Annotated in this window: 20 protein-coding genes; 9 read left to right on the forward strand and 11 right to left on the reverse strand. The window is 69.0% G+C overall.

Annotated features, from left to right (window positions below; genetic code table 11):
* The first annotated feature begins 444 nt into the window (after nt 1-444).
* From rpsB to PJ250_RS19755, 3 genes are all read left to right on the forward strand, one after another.
* Nucleotides 445-1,227, forward strand: a complete 783-nt coding sequence (gene rpsB, locus PJ250_RS19745) for a 30S ribosomal protein S2 (protein WP_271646329.1) — start codon at nt 445-447, stop codon at nt 1,225-1,227.
* A 138-nt stretch (nt 1,228-1,365) separates the two neighbouring features.
* The gene (gene tsf, locus PJ250_RS19750; protein ID WP_271646330.1) at nt 1,366-2,241 is read left to right on the forward strand and encodes a translation elongation factor Ts; all 876 of its coding nucleotides are present in this window, start codon (nt 1,366-1,368) and stop codon (nt 2,239-2,241) included.
* A gap of 90 nt (nt 2,242-2,331) precedes the next feature.
* On the forward strand, nt 2,332-2,724 hold the full coding sequence (locus PJ250_RS19755; protein ID WP_271646332.1) for a VOC family protein: 393 nt from the start codon (nt 2,332-2,334) through the stop codon (nt 2,722-2,724).
* 122 nt (nt 2,725-2,846) lie between these two features.
* On the opposite strand, the gene PJ250_RS19760 is transcribed toward PJ250_RS19755, so the two are convergent.
* Nucleotides 2,847-3,230, reverse strand: coding sequence for a DUF805 domain-containing protein (locus tag PJ250_RS19760; protein ID WP_271646334.1), 384 nt, complete (start codon nt 3,228-3,230; stop codon nt 2,847-2,849).
* Between the two features lie 169 nt (nt 3,231-3,399).
* Nucleotides 3,400-4,794, reverse strand: coding sequence for a DNA repair protein RadA (radA, locus tag PJ250_RS19765; RefSeq protein WP_271646336.1), 1,395 nt, complete (start codon nt 4,792-4,794; stop codon nt 3,400-3,402).
* Nucleotides 4,795-4,895: 101 nt separating this feature from the next.
* On the opposite strand from radA, the gene PJ250_RS19770 reads away from it, so the two are divergent.
* The 4 genes from PJ250_RS19770 (at nt 4,896) to PJ250_RS19785 (ending at nt 8,380) form a co-directional block, all read left to right on the forward strand.
* Complete coding sequence (locus PJ250_RS19770) at nt 4,896-5,843, forward strand: ankyrin repeat domain-containing protein (protein WP_271646337.1); 948 nt, start codon at nt 4,896-4,898, stop codon at nt 5,841-5,843.
* 66 nt (nt 5,844-5,909) lie between these two features.
* Nucleotides 5,910-7,220: a tRNA lysidine(34) synthetase TilS gene (gene tilS, locus PJ250_RS19775; RefSeq protein ID WP_271646338.1), complete on the forward strand. Its 1,311-nt coding sequence runs from the start codon at nt 5,910-5,912 to the stop codon at nt 7,218-7,220.
* Between the two features lie 31 nt (nt 7,221-7,251).
* A complete protein-coding gene (locus PJ250_RS19780; RefSeq protein WP_271646339.1) occupies nt 7,252-7,512 on the forward strand; it encodes an exodeoxyribonuclease VII small subunit in 261 nt (86 codons plus the stop codon).
* Nucleotides 7,502-8,380: a polyprenyl synthetase family protein gene (locus PJ250_RS19785; RefSeq protein WP_271646340.1), complete on the forward strand. Its 879-nt coding sequence runs from the start codon at nt 7,502-7,504 to the stop codon at nt 8,378-8,380. The genes PJ250_RS19780 and PJ250_RS19785 overlap by 11 nt, the downstream gene beginning before the upstream one ends.
* Nucleotides 8,381-8,417: 37 nt before the next feature.
* On the opposite strand, the gene PJ250_RS19790 is transcribed toward PJ250_RS19785, so the two are convergent.
* From PJ250_RS19790 to PJ250_RS19800, 3 genes are all read right to left on the reverse strand, one after another.
* On the reverse strand, nt 8,418-10,349 hold the full coding sequence (locus PJ250_RS19790; protein ID WP_271646341.1) for a CocE/NonD family hydrolase: 1,932 nt from the start codon (nt 10,347-10,349) through the stop codon (nt 8,418-8,420).
* A 168-nt stretch (nt 10,350-10,517) separates the two neighbouring features.
* Nucleotides 10,518-10,976, reverse strand: a complete 459-nt coding sequence (locus PJ250_RS19795; RefSeq protein ID WP_271646342.1) for a group II truncated hemoglobin — start codon at nt 10,974-10,976, stop codon at nt 10,518-10,520.
* 316 nt (nt 10,977-11,292) lie between these two features.
* Nucleotides 11,293-12,306, reverse strand: coding sequence for a GlxA family transcriptional regulator (locus PJ250_RS19800; RefSeq protein ID WP_271646343.1), 1,014 nt, complete (start codon nt 12,304-12,306; stop codon nt 11,293-11,295).
* Nucleotides 12,307-12,362: 56 nt separating this feature from the next.
* Between PJ250_RS19800 and PJ250_RS19805 the strand changes: the two genes are divergently transcribed.
* Nucleotides 12,363-13,163: an SDR family NAD(P)-dependent oxidoreductase gene (locus PJ250_RS19805; RefSeq protein ID WP_271646344.1), complete on the forward strand. Its 801-nt coding sequence runs from the start codon at nt 12,363-12,365 to the stop codon at nt 13,161-13,163.
* Between the two features lie 133 nt (nt 13,164-13,296).
* Here PJ250_RS19805 and PJ250_RS19810 read toward each other — a convergent pair whose 3' ends face one another.
* The 4 genes from PJ250_RS19810 to pmbA all read right to left on the reverse strand — a co-directional run bounded on the left by PJ250_RS19810 (nt 13,297) and on the right by pmbA (nt 17,848).
* A complete protein-coding gene (locus PJ250_RS19810; protein WP_271646345.1) occupies nt 13,297-14,439 on the reverse strand; it encodes a DUF1501 domain-containing protein in 1,143 nt (380 codons plus the stop codon).
* Nucleotides 14,440-14,441: 2 nt separating this feature from the next.
* Nucleotides 14,442-15,827 (reverse strand): DUF1800 domain-containing protein, encoded by a 1,386-nt coding sequence (locus tag PJ250_RS19815; protein WP_271646346.1) that lies wholly within the window; start codon nt 15,825-15,827, stop codon nt 14,442-14,444.
* 174 nt (nt 15,828-16,001) lie between these two features.
* Nucleotides 16,002-16,379 (reverse strand): DUF4870 domain-containing protein, encoded by a 378-nt coding sequence (locus PJ250_RS19820; RefSeq protein ID WP_271646347.1) that lies wholly within the window; start codon nt 16,377-16,379, stop codon nt 16,002-16,004.
* Nucleotides 16,380-16,486: 107 nt separating this feature from the next.
* On the reverse strand, nt 16,487-17,848 hold the full coding sequence (gene pmbA / locus PJ250_RS19825) for a metalloprotease PmbA (RefSeq protein WP_271646348.1): 1,362 nt from the start codon (nt 17,846-17,848) through the stop codon (nt 16,487-16,489).
* Nucleotides 17,849-17,922: 74 nt separating this feature from the next.
* Here pmbA and yjgA point away from each other — a divergent pair, with 74 nt between their 5' ends.
* Nucleotides 17,923-18,480: a ribosome biogenesis factor YjgA gene (gene yjgA / locus PJ250_RS19830; RefSeq protein ID WP_271646349.1), complete on the forward strand. Its 558-nt coding sequence runs from the start codon at nt 17,923-17,925 to the stop codon at nt 18,478-18,480.
* A 38-nt stretch (nt 18,481-18,518) separates the two neighbouring features.
* Here yjgA and tldD read toward each other — a convergent pair whose 3' ends face one another.
* Together tldD and PJ250_RS19840 are read right to left on the reverse strand one after the other, a co-directional pair.
* A complete protein-coding gene (tldD, locus tag PJ250_RS19835) occupies nt 18,519-19,964 on the reverse strand; it encodes a metalloprotease TldD (RefSeq protein ID WP_271646351.1) in 1,446 nt (481 codons plus the stop codon).
* 44 nt (nt 19,965-20,008) lie between these two features.
* Nucleotides 20,009-23,983 carry a YhdP family protein gene (locus PJ250_RS19840; protein WP_271646352.1) on the reverse strand — a complete coding sequence of 1,325 codons (3,975 nt, stop codon included), beginning with the start codon at nt 23,981-23,983 and terminating at the stop codon, nt 20,009-20,011.
* Nucleotides 23,984-23,994: the final 11 nt, after the last annotated feature.

A 23,994-nucleotide genomic window follows, 5' to 3' on the forward strand; every position in this document is an offset into this window, starting at 1 on the left:
TGTGCGTCTCGAATCCCAGGAGACGCGGGTTAAGAAAGCCGGTTGGCACGACCCCTGCATGAGACATCCCAAGGCCGGCGCATCCGCCGCGGCCACTCACTGCCCCCGGACTTCACCGCTATGCGCCTGACCGCTTCCCGCCGCCTGCTGCTGCTCGTCATCCTGATGGCCTCCGCGCCCCTGTTCGCCTGACCCGTCTGGCCGGCGCCATTGCGCCGGCCATCGCCGCGCGGCTATAATCCGCCGGCTCTGCAAGGCCCTGGTGCCTGTGCAGTCCCGCCCACGCCGGGCGTCACCGGCGAATACACACCTGCTGCCACAGCCCGTGCCGGGGTGCCCTTCGCCAGAGGGGTTCGGCCACGGACGCCGCAGGGAGGCCCAACCCCGGAACCAATAGCGCCGCATCCCACTGCGCGGCCGGTTCCACTGCCTTGGAGTTTTGCAATGTCCCAGATCACCATGCGCCAGATGCTGGAAGCCGGCGTGCACTTCGGCCACCAGACCCGTTACTGGAACCCGAAGATGGCCCCGTACATCTTCGGCGCCCGCGGCAAGATCCACATCATCAATCTGGAAAAGACCCTGCCGCTGTTCGTCGATGCGATGAACTTCATCAGCGCCATCGCCCAGAAGCGCGGCACCGTGCTGTTCATCGGCACCAAGCGTTCGGCCCGTGAAGCCATCAAGGAAGAAGCCGAGCGTTGCAACATGCCGTTCATGACCCAGCGCTGGCTGGGCGGCACGCTGACCAACTTCGCCACGGTGAAGAAGTCCGTCGCCCGCCTGAAGGAGCTGGAAGCGGCCGAGACCGACGGCACCTTCGAGAAGCTGGTCAAGCACGAAGTGCTGGGCCTGCGCCGTGAGCGCGACAAGCTGGAAGCCTCGCTGGGCGGCATCAAGGACATGAACCGCCTGCCCGACGCCCTGTTCGTCATCGACATCGGCCACGAAGACATCGCCATCAAGGAAGCCAAGAAGCTCGGCATCCCGGTGGTCGCGGTGGTCGACTCGAACTACGACCCGGCCCTGGTCGACTACGCCATCCCCGGCAACGACGACGCCATCCGCGCCGTGCAGCTGTACGCCCGCGCCGCCGCCGACGCCGTGCTGGAAGGCAAGGCCGCTGCCCCGAACTCGGCCACCGTGCGCGAGGAAGAGTTCAGCGAAGGCAACGCCGACGCCAAGCCGGCCCGCCGCGGCCGCAAGAGCGACGAAGCCGCCGCCTAAGGCGTCATTGCCGTGCAACGCCGACGCGCGATGTTCGCGTGTCGGCCACCAGCGGCGGGCATCACGTCCCGCCGCTGTCGCTTGAAGCGGCGCTGCGCGCCCTTCATCAAAATTCAAGCAAACATCGAGGTCATCACCGTGGAAATCACTGCTTCCCTGGTCAAGGAACTGCGCGAGCGCACCGGCGCCGGCATGATGGAGTGCAAGAAGGCACTCACCGAGAACCAAGGCAACATCGACGCGTCCGCCGAATGGCTGCGCAAGTCCGGCCTGGCCAAGGCTGACAAGAAGGCCGACCGCGTCGCCGCCGAAGGCCGCATCGCCTCGGCCCAGGAAGCCGGCAAGGCGGTCCTGGTCGAGATCAACTCCGAGACCGACTTCGTCGCCAAGGACAGCAACTTCGTGGCCTTCACCGACGCCGTCGCCCAGGCCGCCCTGGCCTCCGGCGCCACCGACGTGGACGCCCTCAAGAGCGCCAAGTTGGGCGCCGAGACGGTCGAAGAAGCCCGCGCGGCGGCCATCGCCAAGCTGGGCGAGAACATCCTGATCCGTCGCATGGTGTCCATCGACAGCGCCAACACCGTGGCCGCCTACGTCCACGGCGGCAAGATCGGCGTGCTGGTCGAGCTGGCCGGCGGCGACGCCGAGCTGGCCCGTGGCCTGGCCATGCACGTGGCCGCGATGAACCCGCCGCACAACAAGGCCTCCGACGTGCCGGCCGAGTTCGTGGCCAAGGAAAAGGAAATCGAAATGGCCAAGATGTCCGAGAAGGACAAGTCCAAGCCGGCCGAAATCCTGGAAAAGATCATCAGCGGCAAGATCGCCAAGATCGTCAACGAGGTGACCCTGTACGGCCAGCCGTACGTGCTGGACACCAACCAGACCGTCGAGCAGGTCCTCAAGGCCGCCGGCGCCGACGTGGTGGGCTTCAAGCGCCTGGCCGTGGGCGAAGGCATCGAGAAGGTGGTGGAAGACTACGCCGCCGAAGTGATGAAGCAGGCCGGCCTGGCCTGATCGTCGCCGGGATAGATGCAGTATCACGAAAGGCCGCGGGAAACCGCGGCCTTTCGCTTTTCCAGTCATCCCCGAACCAGGAGACCTCGCATGTTCAACCACGTCATGATCGGCAGTAACGACATCGAGCGCGCCAAGGCGTTCTACGACGCAGTTCTGGCCACCGTCGGTGTCGGTGCCCCGCTGCGCAACGTCGCCGGCAGCGGCCACGTCCGCTACTTCTATCGGCACGCCGGCAACAGCTTCTGCATCAGCCAGCCCATCAACGATGAACCGGCGACCTGCGCCAACGGCGCCACGCTGGGCTTCAAATGCGACTCGCCGGAACAGGTCCGCGCCTTCCACGACGCAGCCGTCGCCGCCGGGGGCACCTCGATCGAACACCCGCCTGGCGAGCGCAACAGCAGCCTGGGCAACGCCTATATCGCCTACGTGCGCGACCTGGACGGCCACAAGCTCTGCGCGCTGCATCGGCTGGCTTGAGCGTCTTGCGGCTCGGGCCGCTCCGCCACGCAAGTGGACGGCCCCTTGCTTCGGCATGCCTGACCCAAAGCAAAAAGCCGCCCCTCAGGCGGCTTTTTGCTTGATCAGTGAGAACCGATCGCCTACTTGACCGCCTCGCCGTAGCGGTTCGGGCCGGGCGTGCCCTCGAGCATCATCATGATCAGCACCACGAAGCCGCCCACGTAGGGAATAAGGTTGAGCAGCACCATCCAGCCGGACTTGTCCATGTCGTGGAAGCGACGCACCTGCACGGCCAGACTGGGCACCAGAAACGCCAGGATCGCCAGCATCATCAGCGCAAAGCCAACGTAACCCAGTACGCCGGGACGTTCGGCCGGCGCGGCCATCGCCGCGCCCAGCGCCATCACCAGCACGGTTGCCAGCAGCACCAGCGTATAGAACAGGGCAAACATCCAGTATTCCTTGCGTCGCGAACGCCCGGAAAAATCCGCGTAGCGCTTCAACGGCATCAACATCCATTCCATCCAACAACTCCTCACAGTTCAAGAAACCCAGGCATGGAAGTTGGAAGGCGTCTTGCGCCGCCTCGCATCCATGCGGGGCGCGCATCTTAAACTGAATAGGGTTGGGGGCGACAACGTCTAGGCACCCGCCGTTGCCAAGCTGGCAAAAGCGTCATGCGGCGCGGCGCACTCAGCCGAACGCCGCCTCCAGCGCATCGGACAGGCGCTCGACTGCGATCACCTCCATGCCCTTGATGCTCGCGGACTTGGGGGCGTTGGCACGCGGGACGATCGCGCGTTTGAAGCCATGGGTGGCCGCTTCGCGCAGGCGGTCCTCGCCGTTAGGCACCGGGCGGATCTCGCCGGACAGGCCGACCTCGCCGAAGGCGATCGTCTTTTCGGCCAGCGGCGCGTCGCGCAGACTGGAGAGCACCGCCAGCAGCGCCGGCAGGTCGGCGGCGGTCTCCTGCACGCGGATGCCGCCGACCACGTTGATGAAGACATCCTGGTCGCCGACCATGATCCCGCCGTGGCGGTGCAGTACCGCCAGCAGCATCGCCAGGCGATTGCCCTCCAGGCCGACGGCCACGCGCCGCGGATTGGACAGCGGCGAGGCATCGACCAGCGCCTGCACTTCCACCAGCAGCGGCCGCGTGCCCTCGCGGGTGACCATCACGCAGCTGCCGGGCTGGCGCGTGCTGCCCCCGGTGAGGAAGATCGCCGAGGGGTTGGAGACCTCCTTGAGGCCTTTGTCGCCCATGGCGAACACGCCCAGCTCGTTGACGGCGCCGAAGCGGTTCTTGAACGCGCGCAGCACGCGGAAGCGGCTGCCCGACTCGCCCTCGAAATACAGCACCGCATCGACCATGTGTTCGAGCACGCGCGGGCCGGCGATGCCGCCCTCCTTGGTGACATGGCCGACCAAAAACACGGCCGTGCCGGTCTCCTTGGCATAGCGCACCAGGCGCGCGGCGCTTTCGCGCACCTGGCTGACCGAGCCGGGCGCGGCGGTGAGGGTCTCGGTCCACAGGGTCTGGACCGAATCGGCCACGATCAGCTTCGGGCGGGCGCGGGAGGCGTGCTGCAGGATGGCTTCCACGCCGGTCTCAGCCAGCGCGTCGAGCCCTTCCAGCGGCAGATCCAGGCGCACTGCGCGGCCGGCCACCTGCGCCAGCGACTCCTCGCCGGTGACATACAGCACCGGCAATCGCGCGGCCATCGAAGCCAGCGACTGCAGCAGCAGGGTGGACTTGCCGATGCCCGGATCGCCGCCGACCAGCACCACCGCGCCTTCCACCAGGCCGCCGCCCAGCACCCGGTCGAATTCACCGATGCCGGTGGAGACGCGCACCTCCTCGCTGCTGCGCACGTCCTTGAGCGCGGTGATCTTGGGCGCTTCGGCCTTGCCGGCCCAACCGGTGCGCCGTGCCGCGGCCGGCGCTTCAGCCGCCGCAGGCTCGATCACGATCTGCGTCAGCGAGTTCCAGGCATTACACTCGGTGCACTGGCCTTGCCACTTGCTGTATTCGGCGCCGCATTCGCCACAGACATAGGCGGTGCGTGGCTTGGAGGAGGCCTTGGCCATGAAGCGATCCCATCGAAAATCCGGCGGCCACTGTAGCCGCGCCCGGTCTCCGCATGCGAGACCGGCGCCGTCCTGGGTGGGTCGGTTTTGACGTGGCGATGATGACCCAAACCCTGGAGCACACCGCGTTGGCGCCCCCACCCTCCACCGGCCGCCTGAACTGGATTGCCCGCATCACACTGGCGCTGCTGACCGCGGCCATGCTGATCGGGCTCGGTCTGTACCTGTATCTACCGCCGCCCAACCTGGCCAAGCTGCCACTGGACCCGGCCGACTATTTTTCCGGCCAGGGTCTGGCCTTGGCGCGCGCGGTGGATCGTGGCGATGCCGAGGCGATCGGCAAGCTGATCTACGAGAAGGGCGTGGATCCGGACAGAATCTTCGACCATACCGGTCGCCCGCTGGTGGCCTGGCCGGTGATCACCCATAACCCCAGGGGCCTGGCGCTGCTGCTCGATGCCGGCGCCTCGCCCAATGCGCGCCAGCTCAGCCAGGCCGTGGACGGCGGGCCGGCGGCCGAGACCGCCCTGGTCCCGGCCGCGGCCATGGTCGACCCGACCTACCTGACCGAACTGCTGCAGCATGGCGGCGATGCCAACGGCCGCGACGCCCAGGGCCGCCCCCTGTTGTACGTGGCCTTCATCAACGGCCATTGGATCAACGTGCAGCGGCTGATCATGTCCGGCGCCGACCTGGACACCACGCTGTACAGCCACGACGGCTACGACACGGTGCTGAGCTGGTACGCCAAGATCGGGCGTTTCGACCGCTTGTACTGGTTGCTGGAGCACGGCGGCGACCCCACCCGGCGCATGCACGACCTGCCCGGCTCGCGCCTGGCCGGCACCCTGGAGTCCAACGAGGGCCGCATGCCCATCGTCGAAGACGCCTTTTACGCCCAGGTCCCCGAGCAGATGCACGATTGGCAGCAAGCCTGCCAGTCCTGGCTGCTGACCAAGGGCATCGACCGGCCGCCGGCGCCACCTTCCATGCGCATGCGCGAGCGGCAACGCACCGAGGAACGCGCCCCGGGGGCGATTCCGCTCTGAGTCCAGCGCGGGGGCAAAACCGATGCCCACCGACCGCGCCCGCCCGGCATGGCACCATGTCGGGTCATGTCCCCGCTGTCCGCCCCCCTCGCCGCTCCGCCCAGCCCTGTCCGGGATGCTGGCGCCCTGTGGGTCGCTTTCAGCGGCGGACTGGACTCCACCGTACTGCTCCATGCCCTGCGCCAGATCGCAGGTTTCCAGTCACGGCTGCACGCGGTGCACGTCCATCACGGGCTGCAGCCGCAGGCCGATGCCTGGGCCGCGCACTGCGCAGCGCTCTGCCGCCAGTGGGAGGTGCCGCTGGAGGTCCGCCACGTCCAGGTGCCGCGCGATGCCGACGCCGGCCCGGAGGCCGCCGCACGCCACGCACGCCATGCCGCCTTTGCCGACGTCCTGGGCCCGGACGATGTGCTGATCGCCGCACACCACCAGGACGACCAGGCCGAGACCTTCTTGCTGCGTGCGCTGCGCGCTTCGGGGCCGGACGGGCTCGGCGCGATGCGGCCCCTGCGCCGCTTCGCCCAGGGCTGGTTGTGGCGGCCGTGGCTGGCGCTGCCCCGCGACGCGCTCAAGGCCTACGCACTGAGCCACGATCTTGCGTGGATCGAAGATGCCAGCAATGCCGACACCCGGCTGGACCGCAACTTCCTGCGCCACCAGGTGCTGCCGCTGCTGCGCCAGCGCTGGCCGCAGGCCGATGCCCTGCTGGCCCGCAGTGCCGCGCTGAGCGCGCAGACCGCCGGGCTGATGATCGAACATGACGCGGCGACCCTGGCCCTGGTCCAGGCGGCCGACCCGCAGGTGCTTTCGGTCGGTGCGCTGCTGGCGCTGACGCCGGCGCGTCGCGCCCGCGCGGTGCGGCACTGGATCGCGCAGCTTGGCCTGCCGCCACTGCCAGCCCGCGGGGTCGAGGCGCTGGAGGCGAGCCTGCTGACACCACGCCACGACGCCCAGGCGCGCTTTGACTGGGACGGCGTGCGCCTGCGGCGCTGGCGCGACCAACTCCATGCCGGGCCGGTGCTGGGCCCCTTGCCTGCCGACTGGCAGGCGACCTGGGATGGCAGCGCCGCGCTGCAAGTGCCCGGCGGCGGCCACCTGCAACTCGAAGGCGCGGCCCGGTTCGAGACGCCCCTGCTGGCCGGCGCGCGCCAGGGCGGCGAGCGCATCCAACTGCCCGGTCGCCAGCACCACCATGCGCTCAAGCACGTGCTGCAGGAGTTGGGCATCCCGCCATGGGAACGCCAGCGCCTGCCGGTGTTGCGCGACGTCGATGGCACGGTCCTGGCCGCCGGGGATCGCGTCCAGTCAGCCACCCTGGCGGCCTGGCTGCATGAACGCAACGCACGCCTGCAGTGGCGCCCGGCTGTGCGCGATTGACCCATCGCCGGGGGGCGCCCACACTTTGCGCATGGCAAAGAAACCCACAGCCGACGCCTCGCCCGTGGCGCACTTCGAACAATCCCTGGACGAGCTGGAACAGCTGGTCGGACGCATGGAACAGGGCGAGCTGAGCCTGGAAGATTCCCTGGCCGCCTACGAGCGTGGGGTGGGCCTGTACCGCAGCTGCCGCACCGCGCTGGAACAGGCCGAGCTGCGCGTGCGCCTGCTCAGCGACCCGGACCGCCCCGACACCGCCGAACCCTTCGCGCCGCTGCCCGATGGCGACTGAGGCGGCGTTCGCACGCTGGGCACAGCGTGTGGAAGCCTCGCTGGACGCGGCGCTCCCCAACCCGGACCTCGCCCCGCAGCGCCTGCACGCGGCCATGCGCCACGCGGCCCTCGGCGGCGGCAAGCGCATGCGCCCATTGCTGGTTTACGCCGCCGGCACCCTGACCGGCGCCGATGAAGCGGTGCTGGACGCCCCGGCCACGGCGGTGGAATTGATCCACGCCTATTCGCTGGTCCACGACGACCTGCCGGCGATGGACGACGACGCCCTGCGCCGCGGCCAGCCGACCGTGCATGTCGCCTTCGACGAGGCCACCGCCATCCTCGCCGGCGATGCGCTGCAGACCCTGGCCTTCGAGGTGCTGGCCGCCAGCCAGGCCGGTGCAGTGCTGCGCGTGGCCTGGCTGCAGACCCTGGCCCGGGCCAGCGGCGTGGCCGGCATGTGCGGCGGCCAGGCACTGGATATCGACGCCACCGGACAGCGCCAGTCGGTCGAGGCCCTGCAGCAGATGCACGCCCTCAAGACCGGCGCGCTGATCCGCGCCAGCGTGCGCCTGGGCGCCCTGGCCGGCGGCGTGGACGAGGAAACCCTGCAACGCCTGGATGCCTTCGCCGAAGCGCTGGGGCTGGCCTTCCAGGTGCGTGACGACATCCTCGACGTGGAAGCCAGCTCCGAGGTGCTCGGCAAGACCGCCGGCAAGGATGCGGCGCAGGACAAATCCACCTACCCGGCACTGCTGGGCATGGACGGCGCGAAGGCGAAACTGGACCAGTTGGCCGCCCGGATGCGGGAGCTGCTGGGCCCGTTCGGCACGGCGGCCTCGCCCCTGACCGCGCTGGGCGAACTGGCGGTCCAGCGCAGCCATTGAGCGAGGCGCGCCTGGCGGGCCAGGCGCGCCGGGTTACTCAGTGACTGGCAGTCGAATGCGCCACCACCGGCAGCAGTACCGCGCTGCGGCCGTCCGCACCATGCTCGACCGTCACCGTGGCCTTCTGGTAGTCGGCGGGCTTGGCGAACAGGATGTTGGACACGTAGGTCTGCGGGTTGCGGTCGTACAGCGGGAACAGCGAAGACTGGATCTGCACCATGATCCGGTGGCCGGGCTTGAACACGTAATTGATCGTCGGCAGGCGGAACTTGTATTCCTGCACCTGGTTGGCCGGGATCGCCGAGGGGTCGGCAAAACTCTTGCGGTAGCGCCCGCGGAAGATATCCATCGACACCGGCAGCTCATAGCCGCTCATGTCCGGGTTGAGCGCGTCCGATCCCGGATACACGTCGATCACCTTGACCACGAAATCGCCATCGGTGCCCGTGGTCCGGGCGAACAGGTCGGCGATCGGCGCGCCTTCCACGGTGACCGCCTTGTCCAGCACCGGCGTGGTGTAGGTCAGCACATCGCCCCGGTTCTCCGCAAAGCGCTGGTCCTGCACCAGCCAGGTCCGCCAGCGGTCGTTCTCCTGCGGGATCGGGCGCGACAGGTAAGGCACCGGGTTGGCCGGGTCGGACACATAGCTGTCGCTGCCACCGGCGGGCTGCTCGAAGCCCAGCCCCCTGTCGGCCTGCAGGTACAGCGGCGTGAGCTTCTGCGCGTCGGCGACCTTCCAGTCGTTGAAGCGATCCCAATGCTGCTCGGCCGGGTTGTAGATCATCGCCTGCGGCAGCGGCTTGGCCATCGGCGTGCCGCGCAGATAATGGTTGAACCAGGGGATCATCACCTCCTGGCGGAACTGCGCGGTGGTGTTGCCCGGCCACTTCAGCGGGCCCAGCTCCCAGCCATCGCGGTTGATCTGGCTGTGGAACCACGGGCCCATCACCAGGTGGTTATTGCTGCCGTGGCCGGCCTGCTGCAGCGCCTCCCAGGTGTGGACGGCACCGTAGATGTCCTCCTGGTCCCACAGGCCCTGCAGCCACATCGTCGGCACGTTGGACGGATGCGCCGCCACGATCTTGTCCAGCGCCTGCAGCTGCCAGAAGGCGTCGTAGGCCGGGTGTGCGGCAAACCGATTCCACCACGGCAGCTGCTCGAAGCCATGCGCCTTGGCATATGCGCCAGCCGAACCGGCCTCCAGGAAGTTGACGTAATCGTCGTCGGTGTCGCGCGGGACGTCCTCCCCCTTGCCCTGCTTGGTCATCTGCCCGGTGAAGTAATCCAGGTTGACCAGGCGCAGCGCGCCGTGGTGGTACCAGTCATCGCCCATCCAGCCGTCGATCATCGGGCTCTCCGGCGCGGCGGCCTTGAGCGCCGGATGCGGGTCCAGCAGCGCCATGGCCACCGTCCAGCCGTCGTAGGACGAGCCGATCATGCCGACGTTGCCGTTGGTTTCCTTGAGGTTCTTCACCAGCCAGTCGATGGTGTCCCAGGCATCGGTGGTGTCATCGGTCTTGGTCGGGTTGAGCGGGCCGCGCGGCGGGCGGGTCATGACGTAGTCGCCCTCCGAACCGTACTTGCCGCGGATGTCCTGCCACACCAGGATGGTGCTGCCGTCGGCCCAATCCTTGTTGCCAGGCCTCACCGCGTCGGCCATGTGCGGGCTGTTGTTGGGGGCAAAGCCGCTGGCGTCGTAGGGCGTGCGCTCCAGCAGGATCGGCAGGTCATGCGCCCCCTTTGGGATGACGATGACCGTATGCAGCTTGACCCCGTCGCGCATGGGGATCATGACCTCGCGCTTGACGTAGTCGAAGTTGCCTTCCGGCTGCTGCCACGCCTTGGGGATGTCCGAGCCGGTCTGGACCATGTCCGGGGTGACCTGGCCGGCATCCTGCGGAGCCGCCAGGGCCGCGACAGGCAGGGCGCAGACAGAGGCAATGGCCAGGGCCAGGGCGGTGTTCTTCATGGGGCAAGCATCCTCGTGACGGTGGGAGGGACGGCAGCCGCCGATGCGGCGACCCAGCCTGACTATCCTGTCAGTTTTCCCCGCCGGGAAGTTGCTTTGGTCATGGGTCCCGGCACCAGACGCTTACGCCGTCTGCCCGCCGGCCGGAGGCCCCGGTGCGGCGTGGGCTTAGTCCTCGCCCAGCAGGCCTGCCCGCGACCAGCGCGCGATGCGCAGATCGTCGGGCACGTCCTGAGGCGAGGCCGGATACGCCGCCATCCGCGCGCGCGTGGCCCAGCTGAAGTAGTCCAGCAGCGCCTGCCGCAGCGATGCATCGTCCAGCCCGATATCGTCCAGTGCCAGCGCGAAACAGGCGATGGCCTGCGCATCCATCTCCTCGTGCACGCCATTGCCGCTGTGCATGCGCACTACGTCCGACTCGGAGCCGAACCGACTCGAATACGCCGCCGGCCCGCCCCACGCTTCGACCCAATACGCAGCCAGGCGCTCGGTGTGCTGCGGGTGGAAGCCGTGACTGAAGGCGTGCGCGACCACCGGATCGGCCAGCACCCGCACGTGCCAGGCATGGGCCAGGCGATGTACGGCGTCCGGACCGCCCATGTCCTGCAGAAGCGTGGTGGTGTTCATCGTGTGAGCTTGAACGAAAAACGGGACGCTCGGCGTCCTGGGAAGTTGTTTTGAAGGAAGCCGCCAGCGCCCGAGCGCCCATGCACTGAACGCGCCACACCCAATGGCAGCTTAAGCTGCATCAACCTGTCCTGGCGTCCGGGGCGGGGCGGGTCACGCTTGGACGGCAGGATTTGCTTCAAGCCTTTCGTATGCCTGCAACGCCGCGGAAGCCTTGCAAGGACACGGGACAACTTGCCACGCGGGCTTGCCCAGGCGTGTCCCCGCATGGTGAGCGGCTTCGGAAGGCATAGGGGCCAGCACTTCAGCCCTGGTCTCATGCGTCGGGCCTGCTACGCGTATGCCGCCGCAACGCCTGAGGTGCCACGCCGAAACGACGCAAGAACACTTCGCGCAGATGCCGACGGTCGCGAAAGCCCGTCTCGCGGGCGATCACTTCCAGCGGATGGCGCCCCTGTTCCACCATGACACGCGCGGCCTCCACGCGCAGCGCTTCGATGGCCTTGGCAGGTGACTGGCCGGTTTCCGCCGTAAACACCCGGCTGAATTGCCGAGGGCTCAGGCTGACCTGCTCGGCAAGCTGTTCCACGCTCAGAGAACTGCCCAAATGGCGCCTTGCATAGTCGAGCGCCTGCTGGATACGGTCGCTGCGCGGCGCGAGTTCCAACAGTTCCGAATGCTGGGTCTGTCCGCCGGCGCGGCGATGGTGCATGACAAGCCGGTGCGCGACGGCACGTGCCACATCCGGCCCCAGATCCTTCTCGACCATGCCAAGCGCCATGTCCAGCGCGGCGGTCATGCCAGCCGATGTCCAGAACGGGCCATCCAGGATGAAGATCCGATCGGGTTCCACCTGGATATCGGGGTAGCGTTGCTGCATGTGCTCGGCGAAAGCCCAGTGCGTGGTGGCCCGGCGCTGCGCGAGCAGGCCGGCCTCGGCCAGGATGAAGCCCCCGGTGCAGATGCCCGCCACGCGCCTGGCCCGAGGCGCCACGCGGCGAACGAATTGCAGCAGCGCCTGGGAAGCCGGACGGGCCAGCGGATCGATCACCCCCACCAGCATCCAGGTATCGGCGCGACTGCGCCCGGTGAGTTCACGCGTCACCACCCGCATGCCCAGGGATGCATTGACCTCCCCGCCTTCAGGCGACCAGTTCTCCACCACATAGAAGGTCTCGCCGGCCACCAGGTTGGCGAACTCGAACACCGCCTGCGAGCCCAGCGCCATGACCTGGAAACCGTCCCCCAGTACATAACCAACGCGATGCATCGTCGCCGATCTCGCATGTCCTAAAAAACGAATATATGCGTCATTTGCGCCAAGGTCCATCGAGCGCAGGCTTTCACCACATCCCGCGGCCATCGCCGCCCACTGGAGAAAGCACAATGTCTACGCAGTCCCCATCCACGCCTGGTGTCGCCCTGGTGACAGGCGCCTCTTCCGGTATCGGCGCGGTCTACGCCGAGCGCCTGGCCGGCCGCGGACATGACCTGATCCTGGTCGCACGCGATCGTCAGCGACTCAACGCCCTGGCCGAGCGCATCACCAGCCAGACCCAACGCTCGGTCGAAGTCATCGCCGCCGACCTGGGCCGCCGCGACGCGTTGGCGACGGTCGAGCAACGACTCAAGCAGGACGCCGACATCACGGTTCTGGTCAACAACGCAGGCATCGGAACCCACACCCCGTTGCTGGAGAGCGATGTCGAGCGCATGACCGCGATGGTCGAGCTCAACGTCACCGCACTGATGCGCCTGACCTATGCCGCCGTCCCGCAGATGGTGGCGCGCGGCCGCGGGACCCTCATCAACATTTCTTCCATCGTCAGCCTGGCGCCGGAAGCCCTCAATGGCGTCTACGGCGGCAGCAAGGCCTTCGTGACCGCCTTCAGCCAGTCGCTGCAAAAGGAGCTGGAAGGGACCGGCGTGCACGTCCAGGCGGTGCTGCCGGGTGCGACGGCCACCGACTTTTGGGCCACTGGCGGCCTGCCGGTGGAGCACCTTCCCAAGGAGATCGTCATGCGCACCGAAGATCTGGTCGACGCCGCCCTGCGTGGCCTGGACCGTGGCGAACGGATCAGCATCCCCTCGCTGCATGCCGGCGAGGAGTGGGACGCCTTCGAGGCCGCCCGCCAGACGATGTCAGCGCATCTGTCCAGCGATACCGTGGCCGCGCGCTACCGTTGATCACTCGATTTTCCTCGTCCGCGCGCGGCGACCGGGAACGCACGCCGTCCAACGGGTTCCCGATGAGGCAGCCTGCTCCGCGCGCGGCCAGGGGAAGGCGTTGCAGCGCAGGGCTTTGCCAGTTCGCAATGGATCAGGCGAGCAGCCCCTCCATGAGCGGCACCTTGCCGCTGTCCGGAAACACCGCCGTCTGCAGCCGACCTTCGTCCACCTTCAGGTGACCGGCCAGCACGGCCTTGAACAGGGCGCGCATGTCGGTGGTGACGCGTAGGTCGCGGCCTTCGTTGAGGGCGGCGGGCAACAGGCCGGGCCAGTCGCCGGCGATGCGGCCACCGCGCACCGCGCCGCCGGCCAGCAGGGCCACGCCGCCGGTGCCGTGGTCGGTGCCACCGGTGCCGTTGACCCTGGCGGTGCGGCCGAATTCGGTGACCACCACCACCACGGTCCTGCCCCAGATGGCCCGGGCGTTGTCATGAAAGGCGCGCAGGCCGTCGTCCAGTTCGGCGAGCTTGTTCTTCAGCACGCCGGCCTGGTTGGCGTGGGTATCCCAACCCGAGTCCTCGACGAAACCGATGCGCGGGCCGTCGGCCTGCGACATGAAGCGCGCCGCGGCCGCGGTGGCCTCCGCCATGCGCCCTTTGCCGCCCGCGCCCTTGCCGCCGCTCACGCCCTGCGTGTCCATGGCACGCTGGAACGAGGCGGCCAACACGGGATCGTGCGCATACAGGCCTTGCAGGCGCTGCAGCAGGATCGGATTGACCGCCTCGGGCAACGGCGGCGACCACGTCGAGGCATCGCCTGGCCCCCGCATGATCAGCGGCATCACCGTGGTGATCGACAAGGCCTCGGTGCCGGCCATCGCGCTGGCACAGCGGTTGAGCCAGCCGGTGCTGGCGCCGCTGGGGCGGGCGCTGCCGTTCTCCAGGCAGTCCTGGGCCTCGAAATGCGAGCGCTGCTGGTACGGCGGGGCAATCGCCACCACCGGCAGCAACTGACGCTGGCCATACAGCGTGTGGGCAAAGGCCAGCGACGGGTGCAGGCCGAAATGCGCGTCCAGCTTGAGCGTGTCGGTCGGTGCCAGGTCGCCGCGCAAGTCGCGATACGCAGGATCTTCGGTGGGCACCAGCACATGCAGCCCATCCAGGCCGCCGCGCAGCAGGATCACCAGCAGGCGCGTGTCGTTGGCGCGTTGCGCAGCGGCCCCGAGCTGGGGCCACAGGGTGAGCGTGGTCAGGGCGCCAGCGGCGCCAAGGAAGGCACGTCGGGTCAGGGACATCGTCAGGTCCTCCATTGGAAGGCGGGGCTGGCGAACAGCAGGGCCAGTCCATCGCGCGGGGATTCGGCACGGGTCAGCGCGGTGCGCGTGTCGGCATCGAGCGTGTCGGCAAACACCGCCTGCGCGGTGCCCAGCGGGTCCAGGCGGTCTTCCGGCACGGCTTCGGCCAGGGCCTGGCTGGCCTGCACCCGCTTCCACAGCGCATCCGGGCCGCTCCATTGCGCGGCATCGTCCTCGAACCCGGCCGGCGAGCGCGGCGTGAACGGCGGCTGCCCCATGCGGGCGAGCAGGGTCACCTGCAACTGCGGCCGATCCTTGGCCAGCGCGCCGCCGGCGCGCAGTGCCGAGAGCAGGTAGTCGTCGGGCGTCTTGAACTTGCGCGCCTGCGGGCCCCACGCGGCCGGGTGCCGGATCAGCGCGGCATACACCTGCGCCAGTGCGCCACCACTGTCGCGCCAGGCCTTGACCATCGCCTCCACCACCGGCTGCGGCGGGGTGTCGCTGATCAGGTGACGCGCGATCTTGGTCGAAACATGCCGCGCCGTGGCCGGATGCACCGCCAGGTCGGCCAGGATGGCGCGACCCTGCGCCACGCCGGCTTCCGCGTAGCGCCGACCCATGACCGTGCGCGCGCCGGCCTCGTGCGCGTTGGCGCGGAAGGCGAAAGCCGAATCCGGCGCGCCGCGCTGAAAGTCCTGTGGCATCGGCACGCCCCAGCCGGTGATGGCCTTGGCGAATTCGGTCACATCGGTCTGCGTGTAGCCGCCATGCACCCCCACGGTGTGCAGCTCCATGATCTCGCGCGCGAGGTTTTCGTTGAGGCCCGGCGCCTTGTCGGGGTTGCGCTGGCGCACGCGGGTGGCGAGTTTCGAATCCGCCCCCACCGAGCGCACGTTGTCCAGGAAGCGCAGCATGGCCGGGTGCGTCTCCACCGCCAGCAGCAGGTCACCAAAGTGGCCCAGCACGTGCGGGCGGATCGCCTCGCGCTCCATCGGTGCGGCGTAGGGGGCGGCCACGCGCTTGTCCACCGAGACGGCGAAGTGGTTCGACCAGAACCGCACCATGCGTTCGACGAAACTGGCCTGGCTGGCCACCGCGACCTGCTGGCGCAGCGCCAGCTCATGCAACTGGTCGCGGCGCATGTCGCGCGCCATGTCCTTGGGCGGGGGCATGCCCTGTTGGCGGGCTTGACGCCGGGCCTGCTGCAGGGCGATGTTCTGGCGCAGGTAGGCCAGACTGTCGGGCAGGGCCTGCAGGGCCGACGCCGACGGAGGCGACTTGAGCTGGGCGAGCAACCAGCCCTGCGGGTCGCCCAGGCCTGCGAGTTCTCCCGGACGGGCACCCAGGCCGAAACGGTTGGCGGCACTGACCGACTGAGCGGTGACCATGACGCATTCCTCGATCAAGGACGATGCGGAGGCTAACGGGCCAGCGGCGATGCGGTTGACCGGCGCGCACGGGCCCCACCCCCGTTCAGTAGCGACGGTGTGCCACGCCGGGACGGGAAGCACAAAAAAGCCCGGCGCATGGCCGGGCTCGTGGTCGCGTTGGCGGGCGGCGGACTACTTGATCAGCCGGATCGCGAAGGGATAGCGATAGGCAACGCCTTCATTGGCCTTGAGTCCGGCCAGGATGCAGAACACCAGGTTGACCAGCCAGACCAGCGGCATGAGCAGGCCCCCGATGATCACGAAGGCCAGCACCCAGCAGATCACATAGCCGAAGAACACGGTGATCTGGAAGTTGAGCGCCTCCTTGGACTGATCGTTGAGCCAGGCCTTGGCGGGATTGTCCTTGTTCACCAGCCAGATGATCAGCGGCACGATGAAGCCGGTGACGATGCCGGTCAGGTGCACGATGAGCGCGACCGTCCGGTCCTCCTGCGGGGCAGTACCCGCCGGCGGCGGCGGCGGCGCGGTGGCGTTCTCGAACTCGTTCATGGGCGTTGGCTTCCTTAGGTGGTGGTGGAACGCATCGGGTGGATGGAGGCAGGCAACTGTCAGCGGCCGGCTGTCGCCCGTCAACCCGGCGATAACGCATCAATACGTCATTGCCCGCCGGCAACGGTCATCCGTCCCACCAGCAGCGAGCCCATGCCGATGTGCGAGCGCGCATCCAGGTCGCTGCCCACCGCCTCGATCGCGGCGAAGATGTCCTTGAGGTTGCCGGCGACGGTGACGTTGTCCACCGGATAGGCCAGCTGCCCGTTCTCCACCCAGAAGCCGCCGGCGCCACGCGAGTAATCGCCGGTCACGCCGTTGACGCCCTGCCCCATCAGCTCGGTGACCAACAGGCCACTGCCCATGCCGGCCAGCATCGCGGCCCGGTCTCCGGCGTTGCTGGACACCCTGAGGTTGTGCACCCCGCCGGCATTGCCGGTACTGGACAGGCCGAGCTTGCGCGCCGAGTAGCTGCCCAGCACGTAGCGCTGCAGCACGCCGCCGGCGACCAGTGGCGAATCCACCGTGGCCACGCCCTCGGCGTCGAAGTTGCCCGAACGCAGCCCGCCGCGCAGGCGTGGCAGTTCGTCGATGGAAAACCAGTCCGGGAACACCTGGGTACCGGCCCGGTCCAGCAGGAAGCTGGCCTTGCGGTACAGCGCGCCGCCGCTGACCGCGCCGAGCAGGTGGCCGATGAGCGAGCGCGCGACTTCCGCATTGAACAGCACCGGGTACTGCCCGGTGGCCACATCGCGCGGGGCCAGCCGCGCCACGGTGCGCTGCGCCGCGCGCAGGCCGACCGCTTCGGCCGCTTCGAGCTTCTCGCGCATCAGGGCGGTGCTGTACCAGCCATCGCGCTGCATGCCCTCGCCACTGCCAGCGATCAGCGCGCAGCTGATGGAGTGATGCGTTCCGCGCTCACGGCCGATGAATCCATGCGAATTGGCGTAGACCGAAAGCCCGTAGCCGCTGCCCACCGATGCGCCATCGGAATTGCTGATGCGCGCGTCGGCCTGGCGCCCGGCGGCCTCGCAGGCCAGCGCCAGGTCCACGGCGGTATCGGCGTCCAGCGCCCAGGGATGCCAGGTGTCCAGGTCCGGGAAGTCGGTGGCCATGCGCGTGGCATCGGCCAGGCCGGCGGCCTCATCGTCCTCGGTATAGCGGGCGATGGCGCAGGCTTGCTCGACGGTGGCCGCCAGGCTGTCTTCGCGCAGGTCGGCGGTGCTGGCACTGCCCTTGCGCTGGCCGAAGTACACGGTCACGCCGATGGCCCGGTCCTGGGTGGACTCGACCGTCTCCACCTCGCCCAGGCGCACGTTGACGTTCAGGCCACGGTCCTCGCTGCAGCTGACCTCGGCCTGGGTGGCGCCACCCCGGCGGGCCATGTCCAGCAGGCGCTCGGACAATTGGGCCAAGTGGTCCAGTCGCGCATCGCTGTCGTCGTGCACGGGAGAAGTGATGGCGTTCAATGGCTTATCCTTGTCGATCTGATGTTGGATTCGGCGCGCCCTGTGATGCGCGCGCCTTGAAAGGTGAAGTGAGCATGCGCGGACGCGATCCGGACACCGGCGAGTTCTACAGCCCCAGCCGCACCCAGCAGCGCCAGGACGCGCTGGAGGTGCGCACGCTGGCCGAGCAACTGGTGGCCCTGCCGGCCGCCCGCCTGGCCCAGCTGCCCATGAGCGAGGAACTGCTGGAGCATGTGTACGACACCCAGAAGGTGACCTCGCATATTGCCCACAAGCGCCAGCTGCAGTTCCTGGCCAAGCAGATGCGCAAGGAAGACGACGCCACCTTGGAGGCGATCCGCGACGCGCTGGACGCCGGCGGCGACAGCGCGCGCCGCGAAACCGGTCTGATGCATCAGGCCGAGACCTGGCGCGAGCGCCTGCTGGACGAGCCCGAGGCCCTGACCGAGCTGTTGGACACCCATCCAGACGCGGATCGCCAGCGCCTGCGCCAGCTGATCCGCAACGTGGGCGAAGAGCGCAGGAAGAACAAGCCGCCAGCCGCCTACCGCACGCTGTACCGCGAGATCCGCGCCCTGCTCGACGGCGACGACGCACCCGCAGATGGGATCGAGCCGGACGAGGACGACTGAGTCCTCGCGCGCATGCCGCAACGTCGGCATCGCGCGCCTCAGGCCTGCGTGCCGCCCACGGTGAGTCCGTCGATCAGCAGCGAGGGCTGGCCGACCCCGACAGGCACGCTCTGCCCGTCCTTGCCGCACACGCCCACGCCGGTATCCAGCGCCAGGTCGTTGCCGACCATGCGCACCTTCTGCATGGTCTCCGGCCCGTTGCCGATCAGGGTGGCGCCCTTGACCGGCGCGGTGATCTTGCCGTCCTCGATCAGGTAGGCCTCGGTCGCGGAGAACACGTACTTGCCGCTGGTGATGTCGACCTGGCCGCCGCCGAAGTTGACCGCATACAGACCCTTCTTGACCGAGCGGATCATTTCGTCCGGCTCGTGCTGCCCGGCCAGCATGTAGGTGTTGGTCATGCGCGGCATCGGCAGGTGGGCGAAGGATTCTCGCCGGCCGTTGCCGGTCGGCGCCATGCCCATCAGACGCGCGTTGAGGCTGTCCTGCATGTAGCCCACCAGCACGCCATCCTCGATCAGCGTGGTGCACTGGGTCTGCTGGCCTTCGTCGTCGATGTTGAGCGAGCCACGGCGGCCCTCCAGGGTGCCGTCGTCGACGATGGTCACGCCCTTGGACGCGACCTGCTGGCCGATACGACCGGCGTAGACGCTGGTGCCCTTGCGGTTGAAGTCACCTTCCAGGCCGTGGCCGACGGCCTCGTGCAGCAGCACGCCCGGCCAGCCCGAGGCCAGCACCACCGGCATCACCCCGGCCGGCGCATCGACTGCTTCCAGGTTGACCAGCGCCTGGCGCAGCGCTTCGCGCGCGAAATGCTCCGGCTTGCCGTCGGCCAGCAGCTCGGCATAGGAGTAGCGCCCGCCGTAGCCGGCATAGCCGGATTCGCGGCGGCCGTTCTGCTCGACGATCACCTGCACGTTCAGGCGCACCAGCGGGCGCACGTCAGAGGCCAGCACCCCGTCGCTGCGCGCCACCAGCACTGTGTCCACGCCGCCGGACAGGCTGACGCTGACCTGCTGCACGCGCGGATCGGCCGCGCGCAGCAGCTTGTCCACCGCACGTAAGGCGGCGACCTTGGCATCGTTGTCCATCGCATCGACCGGGTCTTCGGGCGCGTACAACGAGCGGCCCTGGCCGCGCACCAGGGTGCGCGGGCTATGGCTGGCGCCGTCGCGGGCGATTGCCCGGGCCGAGCCGGCCGCGGTCAGCAGCGCACTGGCGTTGATGTCGTCCGAATACGCAAACCCGGTCTTCTCGCCGGAGATCGCGCGCACGCCCACGCCCTGCTCGATCGAGTGCGCACCGTCCTTGACGATGCCGTCCTCCACCGTCCAGCTCTCACGGCGGGTGTGCTGGAAATACAGATCGCCGAAGTCGATGCCGGGCCCCAGCAGCGCGCCGAACGTGCGGTCCAGCCCGGACTGGTCCAGGCCCGCGGGCAGCAGCAGACGGGATTCGGCAAGGGCGAGTGCGGATGTGCTCATGGGTTCAATGATCGGGCTGGAGAGGGGGAATGCAAGGGCGACGGTCAGGGCGACGAGGGGCGCGCGGTGTCTTGCGGGGTGTCGGTGGCCGGCGTGGTGGCGTCCGGGGCGGGCGTGGTCGCCGGTGCGGCGTGCTCGGTGACCTCGACGCTCGGATCCTTCCAGGGCCCGGTCACATGGTAGGTCTTGGCCCCGATCTGCCCCAGCGGCTTGCGCAGGACCGCATTGGCCGCAGCGCCCACCGCCGCCCCGACCGGGCCGCCGGCCACCGCACCAACCACGGTCAGCAGGTTGCCCGACTTGGGCAGTACATCGATGGTCTGGTCGAAGGTCTGCGCCTTCAGGTCGGTCTGCCCCCCGATGCGGATCTCGGCTGCGGGGCCTTCCATGACGGTGTTGTCGGTGCGCGCCTGTCCAGCGACGAAGGCCACGTCACCGTGCACGCGATTGAACGCGAACCCCTTGGAGAAGAAGTCGCGGAAATCCAGCATCAGCCGGCGCGGGAGCTGGGTCAGGCTGAACAGGCCGAGCACACGCCCGGCGCCCGGCTCGACCTCGAGCAGCGCGCCGTTGCGCACGTCCAGCTTGGCGCTGCCATCGAGCGCCCCCAGCGAAAACCCTGCCGGGCTCGACGGCCAGGCCAGGTCCAGGTCGATCTCGCCCTCGCCGCCGCGCAACCGCCCGGTGAAGCCCAGGCCGTCCATCAGCGCCCCTACGTCGCGACTGTCGACCTTGGCGACAAGATGCGTGCGGGCGTTGGGGCCGTGCCCAGTCCAGTCGCCGGTGACGTCGATGGCCTGCTGGTCCGAATGCATGGTCAGGGTCTGGATCTGCAGCCCGCCTGGCACCTTGCGGGTGCGCAGCATCGCCTGCCCCAGCCGCGCCTGGCCAAAGCGCAGGTCGCCGATTTGCAGCGCCAGCGGCGGAAGCGCGGCCGGATCCAGGTCGTCCTCTTCGGACGTTGACCCATTGGCCGGCGAAGTCGGTGACGCTGCCCCGTCCGGCGGCGACGGTGTGGCCGAGACCCAGTAGAGGCGATCCAGGGTGCCCTGCACGGCTGCATCGGCATCGTCGGGGACATGCACGTTGCCCGACAACGCGCTGCCATCCAGGCGCACGTCCAGCGCATCGCGCGCCGGCGAGACCTGGACCCGTGTGCCGGGAAACACGCCACCGATCAACAGCAACTTCTGCGCCGTGATATCGATCCCGCGCAGCGCCAGGGGCTGGCTGGACGAGGCTGCGGGGGCCGTCACCGGAGGCACCGGCGGCGCGGTGGTGGAAGCGGCACCGAGCTTGGCGACGGCGGCCCCGGCCTTGACCAGCGGATCATCGGCCGGCGCGCTGCCCGAGGCGCGTGCCACCGCGATCCAGCCCGCCGCATCCAGCGCACCGGCGGTGCCACCGGCGCTCAGGCCACTGGCCGGCACGGCCTGGGCCACGCTGCCGCGCCCCAGTTCCACGCGCACGCCTGTGGCGCCATTGCGCTCCTGCGCGCGCAAGGCGAGCAGCTTGCCGAAATTGACGTCCACCCGGCCCTGTTCGAGCGGCATCTGGATTGCGACGGTCGAAGCCAGGGCACGCCCGGCCGGCTTGTCCAACGGCGCCGGCAGCTTCAGCGCGGTTCCAACCAGATCCGACTGCGCGGTGATCTGCACCGGCGGATCGCCGCCCGCCTGCGGCGGCGTCCCGACGCCGACGTTGATCGTCCACGGCGAGCGTCCCTGGAGATAGCGCTTCATCCATGCCAGGTCCGGTACGCGGTCGAGCAGCTCATCGCTGGTCAGCGGCGCCTGCAGGCGCGCCTCGAACACATGGTCCGGGCTCTGTGCCGCGTCCCCCGCGCGCAGGCTCAGCCGCGCGGGCGCGCCGTTGCGCAGGGCGTCGAGCTGGGGCGCATCGAAACCGCCTTCCGAATAGCTGGCCGTGCCGTTGACCCCGCTGAAGGCCAGGTCGTAGGTGCTGTCGGCCAGTTGCGCACCGGTCAACTGCACCTGGCCACTGATGTCCGGCTGCGCGCCGCCGCGCAGCGGTAGGGTCATGCCGAAATCCACGTGGGCCGGGCCCGAGGCGGTCAGGCCTTGCATCGCCGTGCCATAGGCCTTCTGCAAGGGGCTGTGGCGCAGCAGCGCCAGCAGCCTGGCGGCATCGTCACCGCCCTGGGCGTTCAGCTTGAGCACCGTTTCGTGCCAGTCCGCGATGCCGCCCTCGATCCGCGAGATCGGCACCTCGTCCAGCCGGCCCTTGCCACTGAGCGAGAACCCATTGTTGATAAAGCGAACGTGCGCATCGAGATCGGTCATGTCCGGCCAGTCTGGCTGGAACCGGATCCGTCCCTTATCGATATCGGCCTGTGCATCGAACAGGCCCTCGTGGTGCACGAAAGGCCAATCATCCAGATCGCCGCCGACCAGACCGGTGCCATGCCGCACCGTCCCGCCCTGCATCGCGCGATCCAGCCACTCCAGCGCAGGCTTGGACATCAGATGGCGCACCCAGAAACCGCGCGCGGCGGGCACCGGTGTGTCGTGCACATCGGCGGACACGTTCAGCCAGGGGCGCGTGCCGTCGTTCTGGAACCACACGTCCGCACGCGCGGTCACGCCGAAGTCCGGACCGTCCACCACCAGCGACGGCGTGCCAACCTTCCATCCAGCGCCTTCGCGCCACGCGGCCAGGGTGCCGTGCAGCGTGGCGGGATGCACCACGCCAAAGCCCGCCGGCCAGTCGAAACGAAACGGCACGGCCGGGTCCAGCGCCAACGCCACACCCTGTGCATCACCGGTCAGCGCACCGCCCAACCCGGACAGGCCGGGCGCATGGCCCACTGGATCGAAGGACAGCCCATCGACGTGCGCCTGCACGCGCAGCGGCCCTTGCAGGTCGCCGGCCATTTCCACCTGGGACAGGCCGACCCTGGGCTTGGCCTGGCGTAGCCAGGCGCGCAGCGCCGGCGCGACACGGTCACTGAGCCCCACCACCCGCAGCAGCGGACCGGCTTGCAGGCGCTCGACACGCAGGGCCGACGCCGTACCGCCGGCCAGGCTCAACCCGCTCACACCCTCATCCGCGCCATCGCCAGTGAAGGCCAATTGCGGGATATCCAGCCGCCAGCTGCGGTCGGCCACGCGCACGCGCGCCTGCCCGTGGATCCGGGCGAACTGCGCCTGTGCCGGCGCATCGCGCGCGGCCAGCGTCACCTGACGCACATCCAGTTGCGCCTGCGCCTGCGCCAGGCGGTTGCCGCGCAGGCTGGCCCAGACCAGGACGCTGCCTTGGCCATCCACCAGCTTCAACCCGGCCAGGTCCGACAGCGCCGCCCAGTCGGCCAGCCGCAAGGCCTTCGCCTCCAGATAGGCTCGCCCGTCGCCGCTGTCCCGATCGAACCGTGCGGCGAGATGGATGGGCGCCCCGCCCGCGCGCCCCTGCAGCCGCGCGCCGGCCTCAACCTGGCGACCCTGGACGCGCAGTCGCAGGTCGATGCGTGGCAGTTGCAGGTCCCATCCCAGGGAAGGTGCGAGCACGTGCAGGCGGCCGTCGACCACCTGCAGCTCCCCCAGCCCGTCGAGCGCATGGAACGGGTCTCCGCCCGGCTTCTGCCCCGGGAAGCCCCGGATCGTCCAGCGGCCGTCAGCGGCGCGCTCGGCCTCCAGGGCCAGGTTGCGCAGGCGCAGCTCGGTCAAGGGGCGACCGGGCAGCAGGCCCGAATACAGCGAGACCAGGACCTCGGCCTGGCCGATGTCGATCCCCTCGCCGGCGCCGCTGGGCCCAACGTGCAGGCCGTCGAGCTGCAGCAGCGGTCCACGCCGGGTCCACTGGGTGTGCAACGACTGGAACTGGATCGGACGCCCGGCGCGCTGGCTGAGCCAGGCCGCCACCTGGTCCGGATGGCGCTCGGCCAGGGGCAACAGCTGGCTGACCACGCCCAGGACCACGGCCACGCACACCAGCGCCACCGCCAGCGTGTACCAGACCACGCGGCGAAGCACGCGCAGGCGGTGATGGAACGCGACCGGCATTCAGCGAACCG

The organism is Pseudoxanthomonas sp. JBR18 (genome assembly GCF_028198165.1).
In the GTDB taxonomy this organism is placed as follows: Bacteria; Pseudomonadota; Gammaproteobacteria; order Xanthomonadales; family Xanthomonadaceae; genus Pseudoxanthomonas_A.

What these genes read in the sequence shown, in the direction of transcription:
- rpsB (WP_271646329.1), top strand. Translation starts at nt 445, where the DNA reads ATGTCCCAGATCACCATGCGCCAGATGCTGGAAGCCGGCGTGCACTTC.
- PJ250_RS19755 (WP_271646332.1), top strand. Translation starts at nt 2,332, where the DNA reads ATGTTCAACCACGTCATGATCGGCAGTAACGACATCGAGCGCGCCAAG.
- PJ250_RS19760 (WP_271646334.1), bottom strand. Translation starts at nt 3,230, where the DNA reads ATGGAATGGATGTTGATGCCGTTGAAGCGCTACGCGGATTTTTCCGGG.
- radA (WP_271646336.1), bottom strand. Translation starts at nt 4,794, where the DNA reads ATGGCCAAGGCCTCCTCCAAGCCACGCACCGCCTATGTCTGTGGCGAA.
- PJ250_RS19770 (WP_271646337.1), top strand. Translation starts at nt 4,896, where the DNA reads ATGACCCAAACCCTGGAGCACACCGCGTTGGCGCCCCCACCCTCCACC.
- tilS (WP_271646338.1), top strand. Translation starts at nt 5,910, where the DNA reads ATGTCCCCGCTGTCCGCCCCCCTCGCCGCTCCGCCCAGCCCTGTCCGG.
- PJ250_RS19780 (WP_271646339.1), top strand. Translation starts at nt 7,252, where the DNA reads ATGGCAAAGAAACCCACAGCCGACGCCTCGCCCGTGGCGCACTTCGAA.
- PJ250_RS19785 (WP_271646340.1), top strand. Translation starts at nt 7,502, where the DNA reads ATGGCGACTGAGGCGGCGTTCGCACGCTGGGCACAGCGTGTGGAAGCC.
- PJ250_RS19790 (WP_271646341.1), bottom strand. Translation starts at nt 10,349, where the DNA reads ATGAAGAACACCGCCCTGGCCCTGGCCATTGCCTCTGTCTGCGCCCTG.
- PJ250_RS19795 (WP_271646342.1), bottom strand. Translation starts at nt 10,976, where the DNA reads ATGAACACCACCACGCTTCTGCAGGACATGGGCGGTCCGGACGCCGTA.
- PJ250_RS19800 (WP_271646343.1), bottom strand. Translation starts at nt 12,306, where the DNA reads ATGGACCTTGGCGCAAATGACGCATATATTCGTTTTTTAGGACATGCG.
- PJ250_RS19805 (WP_271646344.1), top strand. Translation starts at nt 12,363, where the DNA reads ATGTCTACGCAGTCCCCATCCACGCCTGGTGTCGCCCTGGTGACAGGC.
- PJ250_RS19810 (WP_271646345.1), bottom strand. Translation starts at nt 14,439, where the DNA reads ATGTCCCTGACCCGACGTGCCTTCCTTGGCGCCGCTGGCGCCCTGACC.
- PJ250_RS19815 (WP_271646346.1), bottom strand. Translation starts at nt 15,827, where the DNA reads ATGGTCACCGCTCAGTCGGTCAGTGCCGCCAACCGTTTCGGCCTGGGT.
- PJ250_RS19820 (WP_271646347.1), bottom strand. Translation starts at nt 16,379, where the DNA reads ATGAACGAGTTCGAGAACGCCACCGCGCCGCCGCCGCCGCCGGCGGGT.
- yjgA (WP_271646349.1), top strand. Translation starts at nt 17,923, where the DNA reads ATGCGCGGACGCGATCCGGACACCGGCGAGTTCTACAGCCCCAGCCGC.
- tldD (WP_271646351.1), bottom strand. Translation starts at nt 19,964, where the DNA reads ATGAGCACATCCGCACTCGCCCTTGCCGAATCCCGTCTGCTGCTGCCC.
- PJ250_RS19840 (WP_271646352.1), bottom strand. Translation starts at nt 23,983, where the DNA reads ATGCCGGTCGCGTTCCATCACCGCCTGCGCGTGCTTCGCCGCGTGGTC.